The 20,095-nt window shown below is 65.4% G+C and carries 15 protein-coding genes and 1 riboswitch; of the genes, 6 read left to right on the forward strand and 9 right to left on the reverse strand.

Annotated elements, in window-relative coordinates:
- Positions 1-351 precede the first annotated feature (351 nt).
- On the reverse strand, positions 352-1,761 hold the full coding sequence (locus tag VM621_RS00760) for a TolC family outer membrane protein (RefSeq protein ID WP_325467084.1): 1,410 nt from the start codon (positions 1,759-1,761) through the stop codon (positions 352-354).
- Positions 1,762-1,796: 35 nt separating this feature from the next.
- Positions 1,797-2,456 carry a protein-L-isoaspartate O-methyltransferase gene (locus VM621_RS00765; protein ID WP_325467085.1) on the reverse strand — a complete coding sequence of 220 codons (660 nt, stop codon included), beginning with the start codon at positions 2,454-2,456 and terminating at the stop codon, positions 1,797-1,799.
- A gap of 364 nt (positions 2,457-2,820) precedes the next feature.
- On the opposite strand from VM621_RS00765, the gene VM621_RS00770 reads away from it, so the two are divergent.
- The 3 genes from VM621_RS00770 to VM621_RS00780 all read left to right on the forward strand — a co-directional run bounded on the left by VM621_RS00770 (position 2,821) and on the right by VM621_RS00780 (position 6,701).
- Positions 2,821-3,483, forward strand: coding sequence for a TetR/AcrR family transcriptional regulator (locus VM621_RS00770; RefSeq protein WP_159895787.1), 663 nt, complete (start codon positions 2,821-2,823; stop codon positions 3,481-3,483).
- 36 nt (positions 3,484-3,519) lie between these two features.
- Positions 3,520-3,618, forward strand: a riboswitch (TPP riboswitch).
- A 75-nt stretch (positions 3,619-3,693) separates the two neighbouring features.
- On the forward strand, positions 3,694-5,523 hold the full coding sequence (gene thiC / locus VM621_RS00775; protein WP_325467086.1) for a phosphomethylpyrimidine synthase ThiC: 1,830 nt from the start codon (positions 3,694-3,696) through the stop codon (positions 5,521-5,523).
- Positions 5,524-5,675: 152 nt separating this feature from the next.
- A complete protein-coding gene (locus VM621_RS00780; RefSeq protein ID WP_325467087.1) occupies positions 5,676-6,701 on the forward strand; it encodes a DUF2333 family protein in 1,026 nt (341 codons plus the stop codon).
- Positions 6,702-6,989: 288 nt separating this feature from the next.
- Here the strand turns inward: VM621_RS00780 and ppa are convergent, their stop codons facing one another.
- The 6 genes from ppa to VM621_RS00810 all read right to left on the reverse strand — a co-directional run bounded on the left by ppa (position 6,990) and on the right by VM621_RS00810 (position 14,871).
- Positions 6,990-7,523: an inorganic diphosphatase gene (gene ppa / locus VM621_RS00785; protein ID WP_325467088.1), complete on the reverse strand. Its 534-nt coding sequence runs from the start codon at positions 7,521-7,523 to the stop codon at positions 6,990-6,992.
- Between the two features lie 171 nt (positions 7,524-7,694).
- A complete protein-coding gene (locus VM621_RS00790) occupies positions 7,695-9,818 on the reverse strand; it encodes a prolyl oligopeptidase family serine peptidase (RefSeq protein WP_414674471.1) in 2,124 nt (707 codons plus the stop codon).
- 193 nt (positions 9,819-10,011) lie between these two features.
- Positions 10,012-12,060: a sodium-translocating pyrophosphatase gene (locus tag VM621_RS00795; protein WP_325467089.1), complete on the reverse strand. Its 2,049-nt coding sequence runs from the start codon at positions 12,058-12,060 to the stop codon at positions 10,012-10,014.
- Positions 12,061-12,563: 503 nt separating this feature from the next.
- Positions 12,564-12,992, reverse strand: coding sequence for an RcnB family protein (locus VM621_RS00800; protein ID WP_414674473.1), 429 nt, complete (start codon positions 12,990-12,992; stop codon positions 12,564-12,566).
- A 21-nt stretch (positions 12,993-13,013) separates the two neighbouring features.
- Positions 13,014-13,436, reverse strand: a complete 423-nt coding sequence (locus VM621_RS00805; protein ID WP_325467091.1) for an RcnB family protein — start codon at positions 13,434-13,436, stop codon at positions 13,014-13,016.
- 148 nt (positions 13,437-13,584) lie between these two features.
- Positions 13,585-14,871, reverse strand: a complete 1,287-nt coding sequence (locus tag VM621_RS00810) for an amidohydrolase family protein (RefSeq protein ID WP_325467092.1) — start codon at positions 14,869-14,871, stop codon at positions 13,585-13,587.
- A 115-nt stretch (positions 14,872-14,986) separates the two neighbouring features.
- Between VM621_RS00810 and VM621_RS00815 the strand changes: the two genes are divergently transcribed.
- The gene (locus tag VM621_RS00815; RefSeq protein ID WP_414674472.1) at positions 14,987-16,201 is read left to right on the forward strand and encodes a putative DNA modification/repair radical SAM protein; all 1,215 of its coding nucleotides are present in this window, start codon (positions 14,987-14,989) and stop codon (positions 16,199-16,201) included.
- Positions 16,201-17,619: a UdgX family uracil-DNA binding protein gene (locus tag VM621_RS00820; RefSeq protein WP_325467093.1), complete on the forward strand. Its 1,419-nt coding sequence runs from the start codon at positions 16,201-16,203 to the stop codon at positions 17,617-17,619. Before VM621_RS00815 ends, VM621_RS00820 begins: the two co-directional genes overlap by 1 nt.
- 204 nt (positions 17,620-17,823) lie before the next feature.
- Here the strand turns inward: VM621_RS00820 and VM621_RS00825 are convergent, their stop codons facing one another.
- Positions 17,824-19,077, reverse strand: coding sequence for a 6-phosphofructokinase (locus VM621_RS00825; RefSeq protein ID WP_325467094.1), 1,254 nt, complete (start codon positions 19,075-19,077; stop codon positions 17,824-17,826).
- A gap of 370 nt (positions 19,078-19,447) precedes the next feature.
- Here VM621_RS00825 and VM621_RS00830 point away from each other — a divergent pair, with 370 nt between their 5' ends.
- Complete coding sequence (locus VM621_RS00830) at positions 19,448-20,032, forward strand: adenylate kinase (protein WP_325467095.1); 585 nt, start codon at positions 19,448-19,450, stop codon at positions 20,030-20,032.
- Positions 20,033-20,095 lie beyond the last annotated feature (63 nt).

Below are 20,095 nucleotides of genomic sequence, written 5' to 3' on the forward strand. Positions count from 1 at the left end.
CCCTCGGGGCGATTAGCGCAGGCGAGGGCTCCGACCGGACAAGGCCCGAAGGGGGCCGACCGGGATGGTCGGCCGTTTCCGTATAAGGCAGGAAGCCGATTCGGAAACCCCCGGGCGGAGCCCGACCCGGCCCGTAGGGCAATAAGTAAACGGCCGCGGCACGCGGCCCTTCCGACGCGGGTCGCCGTAGACGGTGCCCCGAGGGTGAGACCCGCCGGCTCTTGCGACGCAACGCGAGCCAAACGAACGCGAGGCCGAAGGCGAGCCCGCCCGCCCCCCAGCGCCCCCCAGCGCAAAAAAAGGGCGAACCCGAAGGCCCGCCCCTAGATCGTTGCGTGAAACCGCGGAGCCTTACTGCAGCAGCGCGTTGACCTCTTCGAGATCCTTGATGTCCACCGTGCCGGCGGTCTGCTTCAACAGCAGCTTGTCGAGGATGAACTGATGGCGGGCCTGCGAGTAATCGCTGAGCGACTGGGTGAGGTTCTGCTGGGCGATCAGCACGTCGACGATCGTCCGGGTGCCGACTTCGAAGCCGGCCTGCGTGGCGTCGCGCGCGCTCTCCGACGACTCGACGGCGGCCTTGGTCGCTTCGACCTTGCTGATGCCGGCGACGACCGAACGGTAGAAGTTGAGCGTGTCGCGCACCACCTGGCGGCGCACCGATTCCAGGGAGTCCTGGGCCGCGTCGCGCTGGTAGATCGACTGACGGACACGCGACTGCGTGAGACCGCCGGAGAAGATCGGCACGTTCAGCGTCAGGCCGACCGAGGTCGCGCCACGGCCGTTGCTGCTGGACGAGCCGAGCGTGCCTGCCGTGGCCGCGGAGCCGGCGCCACCGTTCTGGGTCCACGCCGTGGTCTTGTTGTAACCCAGCGAGGCATCGATCGTCGGCAAGTGGCCGGCGCGCGCGGCCGAGATGCTGTGCTCGGTCGACTCGACGTTGTACTGCGCGGCAAGGATGCTCGGGCTGCTCTTGATCGCCTCGGCCACCCAGGCCTTCGGATCGTTCGGCGAGGGGGCATCCATCGGCAGCTGCTCGCGCAGCTTCTTCAGGTTGTCCGCCGGCTTGCCGGTGATCTGGGTGAGGGCTTCGCGCGAGTCGGCCAGCGTGTTCTCGGCCGTGATGACAGCGGCGACCGAGGTATCGTGCTGGGCCTTGGCGTCCTGCACATCGGTGATGGCGGACAGGCCGACATCGAAACGCTGCTGCGCCTGCTCCAGCTGGCGGGCCAGGGCCTGCTCGTTGGCCTTGGCGAAGGTCAGGGCGTCGTCGTTGGTCAGGACCTGGAAGTAGGCCGTGGCCACGCGCGTCGCCAGCTGCTGGAGGGCGGCTTCATACGTCGCGTTCTGCGAGTCCGCCGAGGCGTGGGCGGCCTTCAGGTCGGCGTACTTGCTCAAGTCGAGCACGCTCTGGGTCACGGTCGCGCTGAGTGCGCGCTGACGGGTGTGGCCGATGTCGCTGCTCAACAGCGGATTGCCGTTGCCGTCGAGGAGCGGGTTGCCCGCGGCGTCGGTCAGGACCGAACGCGAAGGGCCGGCCGGGTTGGACTGGGTGATGCCGAGCGAGCCATTGACCTGGGGGAGCAGGAGCGCGCGTGCCTGATCCACGCCTTCGCCGGTGGCGAGACGGGTGGAATCGGCCTGCGACAGCACCGGATCGTTTGCCCGTGCCTGACGGTAGGCGTCGAGCAGGTCTTCAGCATGGCTCGCGAACGGCGTCGCGGCCAATGCGAGCGCGACGGTGAGCAGCTTCAAGCGCATGGTTTCGCCTCGTGGGTGATGGGTAATCTTGTGGGTCAGAGCACGAAGCGCTTCACCGGCGCGGCATGCGCCAGGTAGGGAAGGTCCGTTTCGAACAGCGATTCCTCGCGGTAGCGGCCTTCACCCTCATGGGTGAGGAGCACCGCCGTCTGCGCGGGGGAATCGCCGCGTACGACGAACATGCGCCCACCCGGCTTGAGCCAGCGCACGAACTTTTCGGGGACCGTATGGACGGCACCCGTGATCACGACGGCGTCGAAAACGCCGGTCGGCTGATAGCCGTTGACGGCCTCCGCGGTTTCCAGCGAGGCATTCGTCACCCCGGTGGCGGCAAGGCGCTGACGAGCGGCCTCGACGAAATCGGCGTGCATGTCGACGCTGGTCACGTGGGCGGAGAGGCGGGCGAGGCAGGCGGTGAGAAAACCCGAGCCGGTGCCGATTTCGAGCACGGTCTCGGTCTTCTTCAGTTCCAGTGCCTGGAGCACGCGTCCTTCGACCACCGGCTTCATCATCACTTCGCCATGGCCCAGGGGCAGGGTGAGATCGGCGAAGGAGACGTTGCGGTGGGCCGCTGCGACGAAGTCTTCGCGGCGGATACCCTTCAGGGTCTCGAGGACGTCGAAGTCCAGGACCTCCCACGGGCGAACCTGGTTCTCGACCATGTTCTGCCGGGCCTGCTCGAAATTCATCGCCATGGTGTTGGATTCCGTACGAAAATCTATGAAAAGGTTGGAAAGGATAAGCGTTCGGAGCCTGCTTTCCCAATGTGTTAAGGCTGAAGTGCTCGTGCCACTGCTACTAAGTGCCGGAAGTCACCGGACGGGACTGACGGAAGTCATGCCCCGTCCCCTACGATGGCTCACTGGCGCCTGAACGGCCGATAGCGCAAGTCCCTGATGCCCATGGGAACCGTCCCGGCTGGCCCCACTTCATTCTAAGGTAGACGGGTGGTCAGACTCTCACTTTTTCCTGCGGCGCGGATGACAACCATGACGTGCTGGAAATAACTGAACCGCTGCGTATAATAAAGTCATAATTTTTGTTTGTGAAGGTGTAGCCATGAACGCCAGCCCGAAAATGAAAACGCAGGGTCCCGGGCGTCCGAAGGATATGGAGAAGCGCGCGGCCATCCTCGATGCCGCCAAGGCGCTCTTCACCCAGGGCGGCTTCGCGGGCACCAGCATGGACGCCGTCGCGGCCTCCGCCGGTGTCTCCAAGCTCACCGTCTACAGCCATTTCGGCGACAAGGACAACCTCTTCCGCGAGGTGATCCGCGCCCATGTGCAGGAACGCCTGCCGGACGACCTCTTCGACTTCAGCCCGGGCGCGGACATCCGCGTCACCCTGAACAACATCGCCAGCCGCCACGCGGCGATGGAAACCAACGTCGAATCGGTCGGCACCTTCCGCGCTATCCTCTCCGACTGCCAGGCCGGCGGTAACCCGCGCTTCGGCCGGCTGGTCTGGGAAGAGGGCCCGGTGCGCATGCACAAGCTGATGCAGCGCCTGCTCGACGGGGCCACGGCCCGTGGCCAGTTGGAGATCGCCGACACCTCGCGCGCGACGACGCAGTTCCTCGCCCTGCTCAAGGGCGACCTGTTGCTGCGCCGCCTTTTCGGCTGCGAAGACTGCGCCGTGCAGTTCGGCGAAGAGGTCAAGGCCAACGCCCTGGCCGCCGTCGAGATGTTCATCCGCGCCTACGAGCCCCGCCCAAACTGCTGAGCGCTCGCTTCGGACACCCGCTTCGTGGTTGAATCCGCCTCGAAGCGGGGGTGCCCAAGCAATTGCGCGGGCTGAGAGAGTCCCTTCGAACCTGATCCGGTCTGTACCGGCGTAGGAAGCTTCGTCCACGGGTAACGTGCGTCCGCGCACGCTTCGCTCCCGTGGCGGCGCCGTCCGCTTCTCCCTTTATCCGCAAGGAACGAGAAGCCGATGAACATCGTCATGTCCGAAGCCGCCACCACGCCGATCGCCGGCTCCCGCAAGATCCACGTCACCGGCAGTCGCCCCGATCTGCGCGTGCCGTTGCGCGAGATCGTCCAGTCGGCCACGCCGACCCTGTTCGGCGGCGAGGAAAACCCGCCGATCGTCGTCTACGACACCTCCGGCCCCTACACCGACCCCGAACACCGTGTCGACCTGGCCCGCGGCCTGCCGGCCCTGCGCGCAGGCTGGATCGCCGAACGTGGCGATGTCGAGCGTCTGGACGGTCTGTCGTCGAACTTCGGCCGGGCACGCGCCGACGACGCGCGCCTGGACCCCATCCGCTTCGGATCGCCGAGGCTACCGCTGCGCGCGAAGGCCGGCGCCAACGTGACGCAGATGCACTACGCCCGGCGCGGTATCGTGACGCCGGAGATGGAGTACATCGCCATCCGCGAGAACCAGCGCATCGACGCACTCGTCGACAGCGCGCTGCGCGCGCAGCATCCCGGCGAGTCCTTCGGCGCATCGCTGCCGGGCCGGATCACTCCTGACTTCGTGCGTGAGGAGGTGGCGCGCGGCCGCGCCATCATTCCCGCGAACATCAACCACCCGGAAGTCGAGCCGATGATCATCGGCCGCAACTTCCTGACCAAGGTCAACGCGAACATCGGCAACAGCGCGGTGAGTTCGGGTATCGCCGAGGAAGTGGAGAAACTGGTCTGGGCGATTCGCTGGGGTGGCGACACAGTCATGGATCTTTCCACCGGCAAGCATATCCACGAAACGCGCGAATGGATCATCCGCAACGCGCCGGTGCCGATCGGCACGGTGCCGATCTACCAGGCGCTGGAGAAGGTCGGCGGCGTGGCCGAAGACCTGACCTGGCAGGTCTTCCGCGACACCTTGATCGAGCAGGCGGAGCAGGGCGTCGATTACTTCACTATCCATGCCGGCGTGCTCCTGCGTTTTGTTCCGCTCACCGCGAAGCGTGTCACCGGCATCGTCTCGCGTGGCGGCTCGATCATGGCCAAATGGTGTCTCGCCCACCATCGCGAGAACTTCCTCTACACGCACTTCGAAGACATCTGCGAGATCATGAAGGCGTACGACGTGTCCTTCAGTCTCGGCGACGGTCTGCGTCCGGGATGCATCGCCGACGCCAACGATGCCGCGCAGTTCGGCGAACTCGACACGCTCGGTGAACTGACCAAGCTGGCGTGGAAGCACGACGTGCAGACCATGATCGAAGGGCCGGGTCACGTGCCCATGCATCTGATCAAGGAAAACATGGATCGGCAGCTGGCGATGTGTCACGAAGCCCCGTTCTACACGCTTGGGCCGCTGACGACGGATATCGCGCCTGGCTACGACCACATCACCAGCGCGATCGGCGCGGCGATGATCGGCTGGTTCGGCACGGCCATGCTCTGCTACGTCACGCCCAAGGAACACCTCGGCCTGCCCAACCGCCAGGACGTGCGCGACGGCATCATCGCCTACAAGATCGCCGCGCATGCCGCGGACCTGGCCAAGGGCCACCCGGGGGCGCAGGTACGCGACAACGCCTTGTCGAAAGCGCGCTTCGAGTTTCGTTGGGACGACCAGTTCAATCTCGGACTGGATCCGGACAAGGCGCGTGAATTCCACGACGAAACCATGCCCAAGGATGCGCACAAGTCGGCCCATTTCTGCTCGATGTGCGGCCCGAAATTCTGCTCGATGAAAATCACCCAGGACGTCCGCGACTACGCCGCCGGAATGGAAGCCTCGGCCGGCATGGAAGAGAAGTCGCTCCAGTTCCGCGCCCAGGGCAGCGAGGTGTACACCAAGGCCTGACGCCGCCTTCCGACTGCCCCGCGGTGCCTCTACCAGGAGCTGTCGCGCGCTTTCACCCCGCATTACCACCGACATCGAGAAACTTCGTAGGCATCGACCCGGCACCGGCGGGGTAAGCTAAGCCCCTCACGTTCCTCACATAAAGGACAGGCATGAACGCGACCGCCGCTCCCTCGCCCTCGCCCAACCGTCGCCGACGCAACCCGATCAGCCTCACCGTGGCCGTGGTGATCGCGCTACTGATCCTGTGGGTGCTCATCACCATGTGGTGGTGGGACAAGGAGCCGGAACAGTTCGATCCGGTCGCCGTCACCACGGCGCACATGAAGGAGGTGGGCCGACCGATGGCCACCGGCGCGGTGACCACCTACACGCTCATCGAGTCGGTGAGGACGCTGATGGACAAGCGCGGCGGCTACTTGAGCAACGACAAGCTGCCGCCGGGCGTCTTCATGGACAACATTCCCAATTGGGAATTCGGCTCGCTCATGGCGTCGCGCGATCTCGCGCAGGCGCTGCGCAACAGCTTCAGCCGCTCACAGACTCAGTCCACCGAGGACAAGGATCTGGGCGAAGCCGACCCACTGCTCAACAGCCCGAACGATCGCTGGCTGCTGCCCAGTTCCGAATCGCAGTACGGCAAGGCGACGGACGATCTGGAAAAGTACCTCGTGCGCCTGAGCGACAACGAGGACGCCAACGCCCATTTCTATGCACGCGCCGACAATCTCGCCGATTACCTGCAAACCGTGTCGGCGCGCCTGGGTTCGCTATCGCAGCGTCTTTCCGCCAGCGTCGGCCAGCTCAAGGTGGACGCCGCGCCCAACGCCGATGTCGCCGGCAACGCGGGTCAGTCCAAGGCGGTGTACGTGAAGACACCCTGGAACAAGATCGACGACAACTTCTACGAGGCGCGCGGTTACACCTGGGCCCTGCTCGAGCAGCTCAAGGCGATCCGCCACGACTTCGCGCCGATCCTGCGCAGCAAGAACGCCGATGCCAGCCTGCAGCAGGTGATCCGTGAGCTGGAGGAATCGCAAAAGGCGCTGGGCAGCCCGGTGGTCCTGAACGGCTCGCCGTTCGGTTTCTTCGCCAATCACTCGCTGGTGATGGCCAACTACATCTCGCGGGCGAACGCGGCGATCATCGACCTGCGCGCGCTGCTGGGCCGTGGCTGATAGGGGCACATTGAAAGGGGGCACTGAAGGGGTACATTGAAAGGGATACATGTGGGAGCCGCTTCAGCGGCGAAAAGCCAACGGAGCGACGACGCCGGACGCCATCGCCGCTGAAGCGGCTCCCACAAATGAAGCGGCTCCCACAAAAAAGGCCCTCTGTAGAGGGCCTTCCGGAACAGGCCTTCTACAGAGGGCCCCATCCCTCCAAAGAGGCCCCCATCCCTCCAAGAGGCCCCAGCCCTCCAAAGAGGGCTCCATCCCCTCTACAGAGGCCCTCCTTAAAGAGCCTTAGTGGTCGGCCTTGTAGCGACCCATGCCGGCGACGATCTCGGCCTTGGCCTCATCCGCGCCGACCCAGCCATCGACCTTGACCCACTTGCCCTTCTCGAGATCCTTGTAGTGCTCGAAGAAGTGGCCGATGCGCTCCAGCCAGTGGCCGGACACCTGGCCGATATCCTTGATGTGCGCGTAACCGGCGAACACCTTGTCCACCGGGACCACGACGAGCTTCTCGTCGGCGCCGGCTTCGTCGGTCATCTTCAGCATGCCGACCGGATGGCAGCGAATCACCGAGCCCGGCACCAGCGACAGCGGCAGGATCACCAGGGCGTCGAGCGGGTCGCCATCGCCACCCAGGGTGCCCGGCACGTAGCCGTAGTTGCAGGGGTAGCGCATCGGGGTGGACAGGATGCGGTCGACGAAGATCGCGCCGCTTTCCTTATCCACTTCGTACTTGACGGGCTCGGCATCCTTGGGGATTTCGATGATGACGTTGATTTCGTCCGGCACATTCTTGCCGGCGGGAACGAGGTGCAGGCCCATGGGATTCCTTGGTGATGCGAGGGGTTAAAGCGGCCGAATAGGATAACGCCCGCCCATGGCCACGGCAAAGTGCCTGTTTTTCGTATGGGAGCCGGCTACGCCGGCGATGGACCCATCCGCGAAACCGCTTCGTTGGCTTTTCGCCGCTGAAGCGGTTCCCACAGGATGTGCTTACTTCAGGTGTTCCCAGAGGTACGTATAGGCCAGGGCGCTCATGAACGCCGACTGCTTGTTGTCGGCCGCGGCACCGTGACCACCCTCCAGATTCTCGTAGAGGCTGGCGTCCAGGCCCATGGCCTGCATGCGCGCCGCCATCTTGCGGGCGTGCACCGGGCCGACGCGATCGTCGCGGGTCGAGGTGGTGAACAGCACCGGCGGATACGCCGTGCCCTTGTGCAGGTTCTGGTACGGCGAGAAGGTCTGGATGTACTTCCATTCCTCCGGCTTGTCCGGGTCGCCGTACTCGGCCATCCACGAGGCACCGGCGGACATGTGCGTGTAGCGCTTCATGTCGAGCAGGGCCACCTGGCTGACCACCGCGCCGTACAGTTGCGGATACTGGGTCAGCATGTTGCCGGCGAGCAGGCCGCCGTTGCTGCCGCCCATCATGCCCATGTGCCTGGGGCTGGTGATCTTGCGGTCGATCAGGTCCTGGGAGACGGCGGCGAAGTCCTCGTAGGCACGTGGACGATTCGCCTTGAGCGCCGCCTGGTGCCAGCGCGGACCGTACTCGCCGCCACCGCGGATATTGGCGATGACGTACACCCCGCCCTTCTCCAGCCACGCGCGACCGGCGCCGGCGGCATAGGCCGGCTCGAGCGAGATCTCGAAACCGCCGTAGCCGTAGACCAGGGTCGGATTGTTCCCGTCGGTCTTCAAGGCTTTCGGTGCGATCTCGAAGTAAGGCACCTTGGTGCCGTCCTTCGAGGTGGCGAAGTGCTGGCTCACGGCGAACTTCGAGGCATCGAAGAAGACCGGCCCATGCTTGATCGCTTCGCGCTCACCCTGGCCCAGCGTGCCGTAGTAGAGCGTGGTCGGCTGCAGGAAGCCGACCACGGTGAGGAAGTACTCGTCGGTGTTGTCCGGATCGATGCCGCCGGCCTGCATGTTGCTGAGCGCGGGCGCGCCGCTGAGCGTGTCCTCCTTCCATGCGCCGGTCTCGGCCGGGGTCAGCACCTTGACCTGGCTGACCACGTCGCGCGACACGGTGAGGATGAGATGGTGGCGCGTCCACGAATGGCCGGCCAGCGAGGTGTGCTCGTCTGGCGTGAAGAGCACGGTGAACTCGCGCTTGCCGGCCATGAAGTCGTCGAACTTTGTCGCCACGAGCGAGCCGGAGGGGAAGGTCTTGCCGCCGACCGTCCAGGCGGTGCGTGGCTCGACCAGCAGCCATTCGCGCTCGACGTCGGTCTCGGCGTCGTTGGGAACATCGATCTTCGTCAGCTTGCCGTCCTTGCCGCGCAGGAACGTCTCGGCGTTGTAGAACTCCAGCGCACGTTGCACGAAGTCGCGTTCGAAACCGGGCGTTCGATCGCGATAGGCCGAGATGGACATGTCGGTGGCCTTGCCCTCGTACACCGTCTGCGCCGAAGCGAGCGGCGTGCCGCGCTTCCATTCCTTCACGATGCGCGGGTAGCTCGAGGTGGTCATCGAGCCGGGACCGAAATCGGTGGCGACATAGATATGGTCGTCGTCGATCCAGGCCACCTGGCTCTTGGCTTCCGGCAGCGTGAAGCCGTCCGCGACGAAGGTCTTGGTGGTCAGATCGAATTCGCGGATCACGTCCGCATCGGCGCCACCGCGCGAGAGCGAGACGAGGCAGCGGCGGTAGTCCGGTTTCAGGCACTGCGCGTTATGCCAGACCCAGTTTTCCTTCTCCGCGGCGGCCAGTGCGTCGAGATCGATCACGGTCTCCCAGGCGGGCTTGTCCTTGCGGTACTCGGCCAGCGTGGTCCGGCGCCACAGTCCCTTGGGGTGCTGCTTGTCGCGCCAGAAGTTGTAGAAGTGATCGCCGATCTTGGACACCATCGGGATCTTCGCTTCGGAATCGAGCATCTCCAGCAGGCGCGCGTCCAGGGTCTTGAAATCCTGGCTCTGGGTGTACTTCGCCACGGTCTCGGCGTTGCGCGCCTTGACCCATTCGAGCGGCCTGGCGCCGTCGATGTCGTCGAGCCAGAGGTTTTCGTCATCGGCTCCGGCCTGGGCGGCGGGAGCGGCGGTATGCGGGGTGTCGTGGGCTTGGGTCATGCCACTGAAGGTAAGGGCGATGACGAGCGCAATCCAGCGTCGATGCATGGGTCCGGGTTCCGAAGTTGAGCGGAACCCGGACCTTAGCTTACCCGGAGCGTGCGCCGGCCCATGACTTCCGGGCTACGGAGGGACGTGTGGGAGCCGCTTCAGCGGCGATGGCGTATCGGGCCTCGCCGCTCCGTTGGCTTTTCGCCGCTGAAGCGGCTCCCACATTTCTTATCAAAGGACACATTTCTTATCAAAGGAAAGGAATCAACAGCAGCGCCACGATGTTGATGATCTTGATCAGCGGATTCACCGCCGGACCCGCCGTGTCCTTGTACGGATCGCCCACGGTGTCGCCGGTGACGGCGGCCTTGTGCGCGTCCGAGCCCTTGCCGCCGAAGTGACCGTCTTCGATGTATTTCTTGGCATTGTCCCAGGCGCCGCCACCGGTGGTCATCGAAATGGCCACGAACAGGCCGGTCACGATGGTGCCGATCAGCACGCCGCCCAGCGCCTGCGCGCCGGCTTCCGGTCCGCCGAGCCACTTGAAGCCGAAGATCACCACCACCGGAACCAGGACCGGCAACAGCGAAGGCACCAGCATTTCGCGGATCGCCGAGCGGGTGAGCATGTCCACCGCACGCGAATAGTCCGGCTTGGTCGTGCCCTCCATGATCCCCGAGATCTCGCGGAACTGGCGGCGCACCTCCTCGACGACGGCCCCTGCGGCACGCCCGACGGCTTCCATCGCCATGGCGGCGAACAGGTACGGAATCAGGCCGCCGATCAGCAGGCCGATGATCACGTAATGGTTGGACAGGTCGAAGCGTATCTCCGTGCCGCCGAAATGTTCGTTGAGGTTGTGCGTGTAATCGGCGAACAACACCAGGGCGGCGAGACCGGCCGAGCCGATCGCGTAGCCCTTGGTCACGGCCTTGGTCGTATTGCCCACCGCGTCGAGCGGATCGGTGACCCCACGAACCTCGGGCGGCAGGTCCGCCATCTCGGCGATACCGCCGGCGTTGTCGGTGATCGGGCCATAAGCATCCAGCGCGACGATCATGCCGGTCATGCTGAGCATGGCCGTCGCCGCGATGGCGATGCCATACAGACCGGCCAACGCGAAAGCGCCCCAGATGGCGGCGCAGACCGCGAGGACCGGCAGCGCTGTGGATTTCATCGACACCCCGAGGCCGGCGATGATGTTCGTCGCGTGGCCGGTGGTCGACGACTGCGCCACGTGTCGCACAGGCCCGTACTCCGTCGCGGTGTAGTACTCGGTGATCACCACCATGGCCCCGGTGAGCACCAGGCCGATGATCGCGCAGCCATAGATGCGGCCCGCGCCGTAGGCGGAATCGGCCATCATCGACTGGGTGATCGGCCAGAAGGCGATCGCGGCGAGCAGGGCGGAGACGAAGACACCGGCATACAGGGCATTCATGATCTTGCCGCCGCGGGTCTTCACGAAGAACGTGCCGATCACCGACGCGATGATCGACGCACCGCCGAGCACCAGCGGAAAGATCACGCCCGACGGACCGGTCTCGGTCGCCATGACGCCGCCGAGCAGCATGGTCGCGATCAGCGTGACCGCATAGGTTTCGAACAGGTCCGCGGCCATGCCGGCGCAGTCGCCGACGTTGTCGCCCACGTTGTCGGCGATGACCGCCGGATTGCGCGGGTCGTCCTCGGGAATGCCGGCTTCCACCTTGCCGACCAGGTCCGCGCCCACGTCCGCACCCTTGGTGAAGATGCCGCCGCCCAGGCGGGCGAAGATGGAGATGAGCGAGGAGCCGAAGGCGAGGCCGATCAGCGCATGCAGGGCATGCGTGCGTTCGTAGCCCATGTGCAGGAGCACACCGTAATAGCCGGTCACGCCGAGCAGGGCCAGGCCAACCACGAGCATGCCGGTCACCGCGCCACCGCGGAAGGCCACCGCGAGGGCAGAAGAAAGGCCGCTCCTGGCGGCCTCCGCGGTACGCACATTGGCACGAACCGAAACGTTCATGCCGATGTAGCCGGTGGCTCCCGAAAGTAGCGCCCCCAGCGCGAACCCGATGCCTGTTCCCCAATCGAGGAAGACACCGATAAGAAGGAGCAGGACGATGCCGACGGCACCGATGGTGGCGTATTGGCGGTTGAGGTATGCGCGCGCGCCTTCCTGGATGGCCGCGGCGATCTCCTGCATTCGTTCGTTGCCCGGCGATCTGGCAAGTACCCAACTGACCGAAAATGCGCCGTACAGAATCGCAACGACCGCACATGCCAGCGCGATCCATAAACCGTACTGTTGCAGCATCGAAGCCTCCCCGAATGGTGGGAGCCCGCCATGGGGCTCGACCCGAGTATAGGCAGGAGATGCGGCGGAAGGTGTTGTGCGCTGCGGGAAGGGGTACGACGGAGCAAGGCGTTCGTGTGGGAGCCGGCTATGCCGGCGATGGGTAGAGGTGACCTGGTTATCGCCGCTGAAGCGGCTCCCACACGAGGCCTCTCACACAAGGCCTCTCACACAAGGGCCTCACACAAGGGCTCTCACGCTGCGGGAAGGGGTACGACGGTGCAGGGCGTTCGTGTGGGAGCCGGCTATGCCGGCGATGGGTAGAGGTGATCTGGTTATCGCCGCTGAAGCGGCTCCCACACAAGGCCTCTCACACAAGGCTTTCCACACAAGGCCTCTCACACAAGGCTTTCCACACAGGGCCCCTCACACAAGGCCTTCCATACAGGGCCTCGCGGCGGAGGGCTCCCACAGAAAAAGGCCAGGCCCCCGCGCTGGCGGGGGCCCGGCCCGGTCAAGCGGCGTCAGTGCGAAACGATGTCCGCGATCACGCCCGTGGCGATGGCCACAAGGATGAAGTCATCGTTGTCGGCGCGCTGCCAGCGGTAACCACGTGGCGGCTCGCGCAGGTGACGCTCGCGGTAGTCGTCGACCACGATCACGCGACCGTCGTAGCGGTGACCACGTTCCCAATGGCGGCCCGGACCCGGGTGCCAGTAATCCGCGCGCTCGTCGCGGCGGTCGTCGCGGTAGTCGCGGTGATCGCGGTGATCGTCACGATGGTCGTCGCGACGGTCGTCACGGCGGTCATCCCGGTGGTCGTCGCGATGATCGTTATCGTGATCGTCGTGATATTGCTGGATGCCAGCCGGCTGGAAGGGGGCCGGGCTGAAGGCGAATGCCGGGGCGACGATAGCCGACGCGGCGACCGTGAGGGCGATCTTGCTGAGCAGTTTCATACGAAGTCTCCCGGATTAACGTGTGGCGATGTCGAGGATGATGCCTGTGGCCACGGCGACCAGCAGGAAGTCGTTGTTCTCACGCACCCAGTGGTAACCACGCGGCGGCGGACGCAGGCGGTAGCTGCCGTAGTCGTAGACCACCGTGTTACCGCCGTAGTAGCGATGACCGCGCTCCCAGTGACCGTAGTAGCGCGGCGGGGGCGGGCGGTAATAATAGGCAGGACCGCCGTGATAGCCGTGTCCGTAATAACGCGGCGGCGGCCGATTGCCGTGCCACCCGTTGTCGTGATGCCAGTCACGACCGTCATGGCCCCGGTCATGGCCGCGATCGTGCCCGCGGTTGTCGCGGTCGTGATCGTGGCGATCGTCGGCGAACGCCGCTGTCGTGGCGACCAGGGCAAGGGCGGCAAACGCGGTACGCAGCATCGTCTTCATTGCATCTCTCCAGGACGATCGTCACGCCGCAAGCGACTGCGGCCGATCGACGATTGGAAGATAGGCAGAGTTTCCTGAACGCGAAGTCCTACGAATCGAAAGTTTCGCGAAAGCATTCACTGACGCGACAGCTAATAAACTCCCGCGTTCAGGAAATCGATCCCGGACGGAACTCGAGAGTGAGCTCCGGCGCCCGTTCCGCAAGATTCAGCGATGTCCGTCGTTCAGGCGTCCGCGCCAGAACCTTGCCGCCGCGAACGACAAGCAGGCGGGTCGATTTGAGGCGGATCGCCTCGTAGGCGTCGCCGGCCTGGAGGAGGACGAAGTCCGCGCGCTTGCCGGGCTCGATGCCGTAGTCGTCCAGCCCGAGCACGCGGGCGGCATTCGTGGTGACCGCCTCGAAGCAGTTCGCCACGCCGGTGGACGATGTCATCTGTGCCACGTGCAGACCCATGTGCGCAACCTCGAGCATGTCGCCCGAACCCAGGCCATACCACGGGTCCATCACGCAGTCGTGGCCGAACGCGACATTGACGCCGGCCGCCAGCAGTTCGGGTACGCGGGTCATCCCGCGACGCTTCGGGTAAGTGTCGTGCCGCCCCTGCAAGGTGATGTTGATCAGGGGATTGGCGATGGCGTGCACGCCCGCTTCGGCGATCAGCGGAAGTAGCTTGGACACATAGTAGTTATCCATCGAATGCATCGAGGTGAGGTGCGAGCCGGTGACGCGACCCTGCAGGCCGCAGCGGATCGTCTCGGCGGCGAGGGTCTCGATATGCCTCGACAGCGGGTCGTCGGATTCGTCGCAGTGCATGTCCACGCGCAGGCCGCGCTCGGCGGCCAGTTCGCAGAGCCAGCGGATGGACGTGGCGCCGTCGGCCATGGTCCGCTCGAAATGCGGAATACCCCCGACCACGTCCACGCCCATGTCCAACGCACGTCTCAGGTTGGCCTTCGTGGAGGGCGAGCGAAGCAGGCCGTCCTGCGGGAAAGCCACCAGTTCCAGGTGCAGGTAGGGCGCCACGCGCCGCTTCACTTCCAGCAGGGCTTCGGTGGCCAGCAGCCGGTCGTCACAGATGTCGACATGGCTGCGGATGGCGAGCAGGCCCTGGGCTACCGCCATGTCGCAATAGGCCATGGCGCGGGCGACCAGGGCGTCGATGGTGAGCTCCGGCTTGAGCTCGCCCCATAGCGCAATGCCTTCGAGGAGGGTGCCCGACGCGTTGAGGCGCGGCAGGCCGAGCGACAGCGTCGCGTCCATGTGGAAGTGCGCGTCGACGAAAGGCGGCGTCACCAGCCGGCCACCCGCGTCTATCTCCTCCGCGCCCTTTGCCGGAAGTCCGTGCTGGATCGCGGCAAAGCGTCCGTCGGCGATACCGATGTCGACGTCCCGGCGCCCGTCGGGCAGGGTGGCGTGGCGGACGATCAGGTCCATGGGCTTCGACCGTGTGGCAGGAAAGTCCAGATCATACCCAGACTCCCCCGCGGTCCCGTTCGTGATTCGCGTTTTCACGCGGATCACGGCGCCATTTGGCACCATGGCCGTTGCCATGAAGCTGTCCGACAAACTCGCCATTCTTGCCGACGCGGCCAAGTACGACGCATCCTGTTCGTCCAGCGGCGGCAAGGGCCGACACTCGCTGCGGTCGGGAGGAATCGGCTCGACCGAAGGCATGGGTATCTGCCACGCCTACGCGCCGGACGGCCGCTGCATCTCCCTGCTGAAGATCCTGCTGACCAATTTCTGTGTGTACGACTGCGTGTACTGCGTCAACCGGCGCAGCAGCAACGTCCCGCGTGCACGATTCACGCCCGAGGAAGTGGTCGACCTGACGCTGGAGTTCTACCGACGCAACTACATCGAGGGCCTGTTCCTCTCCTCGGGCATCATCCAGTCGCCGGATTACACGATGGAGCAGCTCGTTCGCGTCGCGCGTACCCTGCGCACCGAGCACCGATTCGCTGGCTACATCCATCTCAAGACGATTCCCGATGCGGCGCCCGAGCTGATCGATGCCGCCGGGCGCTGGGCCGATCGCTTGAGCATCAATGTCGAGATGCCCACGGCCGAGGGGCTCAAGTCGCTGGCCCCGGAGAAGGATCTCGGCGACATCCGCAGCGCTATGGGCCGCCTGCGCCTGTCGATCGACGAAGCGAAGGCGGAGAAAAAGGCGCCGAGGTTCGCGCCGGCCGGGCAGAGCACGCAGATGATCGTCGGTGCCGATGCCGCGACGGATCGCGACGTGCTTACGGCCAGCACCAATCTCTATACGAACTACCACCTGCGTCGCGTCTACTACTCGGCCTTCAGTCCCATTCCCGATGCGTCGAAGATCCTGCCGCTGAAGCCTCCGCCGCTGGTACGCGAGCATCGCCTCTACCAGGCCGACTGGCTGATGCGCTTCTACGGATTCCGCGCCGACGAGATCGCCCCGCCCGGCGACAACGGCATGCTCTCGCTCGAGGTCGATCCGAAACTGGCCTGGGCGCTGCGTCACCGGGACAGCTTTCCGGTCGACGTCAACCGCGCCCCGCGCGACATGTTGCTGCGCGTGCCGGGCCTGGGCGTGAAGACGGTGGATCGCATGATCGCGATGCGCGCGCACCAACGTATCCGCTACGCCGACCTCATTCGTCTGCGCGTCCCGGTGAAGAAGGTGGCGCCGTTTGTCGAAACGCTGGACCACCGTCCTCGCGGCGACCGCGAAAGCGTCGCATTGCAGCGTGACCTGCGCGAGCCGGCGCAGCCCGATCTCTTCGGCTGATGCTGGGCGTCAGGCTCGACGACGCGTCGGACGTGCAGGAATGGCGCAGAAAAGCGCGTGCGCTGCTGCTGGCGGACGTCGACCCTGCGCAGGTGGAATGGGTGTTTGGGCGTGAGACTGGCCTGTTCGGCAAGGTCGATGCCCTGCCGGAGCCGTCGTACGCACAGGCACCGGCCGTGCCGCGGGACTTCCTCAACCTGGTCAACACCGTGCTGGCGCACTCGGACCCGCGCCGCCACGCCACGCTGTATCGCATGCTATGGCGACTCGTTCATGGCGAGCGCAACCTGCTGGCCATTGCCACGGACGACGACGTGGCCTGGGCACACACCTGCGTGAAGCAGGTCAATCGCGACATGCACAAGATGAAGGCCTTCGTCCGCTTCCGCGAGCTGCCGGTGGAGGATGGCAGTGTCTACGTGGCGTGGTTCGAACCCGACCACGACATCGTGACGCGGGTGGCACCGTTCTTCGTTCGTCGCTTCACCGGCATGCGCTGGTCCTTGCTCACGCCGTCACGCAGTGCCCACTGGGACGGTACGGCCCTGTCGTTCGGGCCCGGTGCGCAACGGGGCGACGCGCCTTCGGGCGATGCCCTCGAAGATCTCTGGCGTACGTATTACGCGAGTATCTTCAATCCCGCGCGCCTGAAGGTCGGTGCGATGCGCCGGGAGATGCCGGTGAAGTACTGGAAGAATCTTCCCGAGGCGCGGCTCATTCCCGAGCTGGTGCGCGACGCGCTGCCGAGGATGCAGGCCATGGTCGATAAACAACCGACGGTTCCGCGTAAGAAAGTCACGCCCTTGCAGAAGGCCGCGGCGGACGCCCCCGACGGAAGCCTCGCGGCGCTGCGCAAGCAGGCCAAGGACTGCCGCCACTGCGATCTGTGGAAACCGGCGACGCAGACCGTCTTCGGCAGTGGCCCGGTCGATGCGCGGATCGTCGTCGTCGGCGAGCAGCCGGGCGATCAGGAAGACCTCGCCGGCGAGCCGTTCGTCGGGCCTGCGGGGAAAGTGTTCGATCGCGCGTTAGCCGAGGCGGGCGTCGATCGTGCGGCATTGTATGTGACCAACGCGGTGAAACACTTCAAGTTCGAACCGCGAGGAAAGCGGCGACTGCACAAGCGTGCCAATGCCGAGGAACAGGCCGCCTGCCGCCCCTGGCTTGCCGCCGAGATCGATCGCATCCGGCCGGAGGCGATCGTCTGTCTCGGGGCGATGGCGGCCCAGGCGGTGTTCGGCGCGTCGTTTCGCCTGATGGCGCAGCGCGGACGGTGGCTCGACCTGCCCGACGGCGGCCGTGCCATGGCGACCGTGCATCCGTCGTACCTGCTGCGCCTGCCGGATGAGCAGGCGCGGGAGGAGGGCTACGCGGCCTTCGTGCGCGACCTCGCGCTGATGCGCAGCGTCCTCACATGATCGCCTCGCGTTCAGCCGATTCACTCTGAAAGCCGATTCACCATGGAAGCCAAATCACCGTGGAAGCTGCTTCACTGTGGGAGCCAATTCACTGTGGGAGCCGATTCATCGGCGATCCCGCGGCAGCGGGCCAGACCGAGGCAAGCACCCAATCGCCGCTGAAGCGGCTCCTACAAGAGCTCCTACAAAAGCCCCCACAACAGCTTAGATCTTGAACTTCTTCAACTTCTTCGGCACCGAGGCGTTCTTCAGCGTCACGTAGACCGGCAAGCCATCGGGCCCATACGGTGGCGGCGCTTCGCCCTGGATCAACGGCGCGAGGTAGCGCCGTGCGGCGGCGGTGATGCCGAAACCGTCCTTCGAGATGAAGTTCTTCGGCATCTTCTTCTCGTGGTTGGCGATCTTGTCCAGCGGCGCCGCTTCGATCTTCCACTTGTACGGTTCGTCCGAGGTGCGCACGATCACCGGCATCACGGCGTTGAGACCCTCGGCGGCATATTCGACGGCCTTCTTGCCAACGGCATAGGCCTGGTCGAGATCCGTCTTCGACGCGATGTGTCGCGCGGAGCGCTGCAGGTAGTCGGGCAGGGCCCAGTGGTATTTGTAGCCGAGCTTCTCGCGGACCAGCGCGGCGAGCACTGGCGCGGCGCCACCCAGTTGCGCGTGGCCAAAGGCGTCGCGTGCACCGGATTCGGCGAGGAAGGTGCCGTCGCTGTCCTTCACGCCCTCGGAAACGACCACCGTGCAATAGCCCACCTTCTCCACCGTCGCCTTGACCTTGGCGAGGAAGGTTTCCGGATTGAAGACGTTCTCGGGGAAGAGAATGACGTGCGGCGCATCGCCCGGCGCCGAGCCGGCGAGGCCTGCGGCGGCGGCAATCCAGCCCGCATGGCGCCCCATGACCTCGATGATGAAGACCTTGGTCGAGGTGTCCATCATGGAGACCACGTCCAGGCTGGCCTCGCGCACCGAGATCGCGGTGTACTTCGCGACGGAACCGAAGCCAGGGCAGGTATCGGTGACCACCAGGTCGTTATCGATCGTCTTCGGTACGCCGATGCAGTTGACCTCGTAGCCCAGCGTCTGGCCGATCCTGGAGACCTTGTTGGCCGTGTCGGCCGAGTCGTTGCCGCCGTTATAGAGGAAGGTGCGGATGTCGTGCGCCTTGAAGACCTCGATCAGGCGCTCGTATTCCGCACGGTTCTCCTCCAGCGACTTGAGCTTGTAGCGACACGAGCCGAAGGCGCCCCCCGGCGTGTGCTTCAGCGCGGCGATATTGGCCTTGGCTTCCTTGGAGGTGTCGATCAGCTCCTCGCGAAGCGCGCCGAGGATACCGTTGCGCGCGGCGTACACGACGATGCCCTTGTCCCGTGCGGTCTCGATCACGCCCGCGGCGGAGGCATTGATGACAGCGGATACGCCGCCCGACTGGGCGTAGAGAATTTTGCCGGCGGCCATACGCACTTCCTCGTCACCATGAGAGTGCCGAGCGTAGCGCGTGCGGCACGGCGATGACACGCTGGACTCGCCTACGAGTTCCGGGGGAAGGGCTCACCGTGCGGGTACCGAGTGCGTTGCAGGCCCCGCCTGCCGGGGCGGGCCCAGCCTGCGAATCGCCCTGGTCGCCTGCAGCCTGGTGTCCCTGGGCCTGTTCCTGGTGGCCCGGAAGCGCGGCCGGCTGGTCGCTCCCCGCTGGAAGCGGGCGCCGGGCTACACGGCTCCGGTGTCGGCCGTTTGACGCGAGCGCGGCCGTGCCGTTACCTTGAGACCCATTTTCTTGTGTCCGGCGCGGGGGTTTCCCCCTGTCGTCCGACGTAACGGAGCATCAATGCGACTCGTGCTATTCGGCGCCCCCGGTTCCGGGAAGGGTACCCAGGCCACCCGCCTCAAGGAGCGCCTCGGCGTCCCCCACATCTCCACGGGCGACCTGCTTCGCGCGGAGATCAAGGAAGGGACCGAGCTGGGCCTCAAGGCCAAGGGCCTCATGGACCAGGGCATCCTGCTGTCGGACGACATCATGCTCGGCATCATCGAGCACCGCTTGAGCCAGCCGGACGCCAAGCCGGGCTTCATCCTCGACGGCTACCCGCGCAACCTGGCCCAGGCTGCCGCTCTGGACGACGTATTGGCCCGGATCGGCCAGCCGCTCGACGTCGTGGTCAAGCTCGACGTCCCCGACCAGGCCATCGTCGGCCGCTGCGAAGTGCGGTTCGAAAAGGAAGGCCGTCCCGACGACAATCCGGACACCGTCAAGAAGCGCCTGGGCATCTACGCCGAACAGACCGCGCCGGTGGCCAGCTTCTACGAGCAGCGCGGCAAGCTCCAGGTCGTCGACGGCGTCGGCGAACTCGACGACGTAACCCAGCGTGTTCTCGACGTGCTGCCGGGCGGCGTCCAGGCCGCCAGCGCCTGACCCTCACGGCCCGCTCCGGCGGGCCGTTCCGCGGCACCCACGCTGCCGCGCCCCGACGAGTCG

The organism is Luteibacter sp., from assembly GCF_035539195.1.
GTDB lineage: Bacteria > Pseudomonadota > Gammaproteobacteria > Xanthomonadales > Rhodanobacteraceae > Luteibacter.

Coding starts and splice junctions, on each gene's coding strand:
- ppa (WP_325467088.1), bottom strand. CDS start 7,523: ATGGGCCTGCACCTCGTTCCCGCCGGCAAGAATGTGCCGGACGAAATC.
- VM621_RS00765 (WP_325467085.1), bottom strand. CDS start 2,456: ATGGCGATGAATTTCGAGCAGGCCCGGCAGAACATGGTCGAGAACCAG.
- VM621_RS00780 (WP_325467087.1), top strand. CDS start 5,676: ATGAACGCGACCGCCGCTCCCTCGCCCTCGCCCAACCGTCGCCGACGC.
- VM621_RS00810 (WP_325467092.1), bottom strand. CDS start 14,871: ATGGACCTGATCGTCCGCCACGCCACCCTGCCCGACGGGCGCCGGGAC.
- VM621_RS00830 (WP_325467095.1), top strand. CDS start 19,448: ATGCGACTCGTGCTATTCGGCGCCCCCGGTTCCGGGAAGGGTACCCAG.
- VM621_RS00760 (WP_325467084.1), bottom strand. CDS start 1,761: ATGCGCTTGAAGCTGCTCACCGTCGCGCTCGCATTGGCCGCGACGCCG.
- VM621_RS00815 (WP_414674472.1), top strand. CDS start 14,987: ATGAAGCTGTCCGACAAACTCGCCATTCTTGCCGACGCGGCCAAGTAC.
- thiC (WP_325467086.1), top strand. CDS start 3,694: ATGAACATCGTCATGTCCGAAGCCGCCACCACGCCGATCGCCGGCTCC.
- VM621_RS00805 (WP_325467091.1), bottom strand. CDS start 13,436: ATGAAGACGATGCTGCGTACCGCGTTTGCCGCCCTTGCCCTGGTCGCC.
- VM621_RS00790 (WP_414674471.1), bottom strand. CDS start 9,818: ATGCATCGACGCTGGATTGCGCTCGTCATCGCCCTTACCTTCAGTGGC.
- VM621_RS00770 (WP_159895787.1), top strand. CDS start 2,821: ATGAACGCCAGCCCGAAAATGAAAACGCAGGGTCCCGGGCGTCCGAAG.
- VM621_RS00825 (WP_325467094.1), bottom strand. CDS start 19,077: ATGGCCGCCGGCAAAATTCTCTACGCCCAGTCGGGCGGCGTATCCGCT.
- VM621_RS00795 (WP_325467089.1), bottom strand. CDS start 12,060: ATGCTGCAACAGTACGGTTTATGGATCGCGCTGGCATGTGCGGTCGTT.
- VM621_RS00820 (WP_325467093.1), top strand. CDS start 16,201: ATGCTGGGCGTCAGGCTCGACGACGCGTCGGACGTGCAGGAATGGCGC.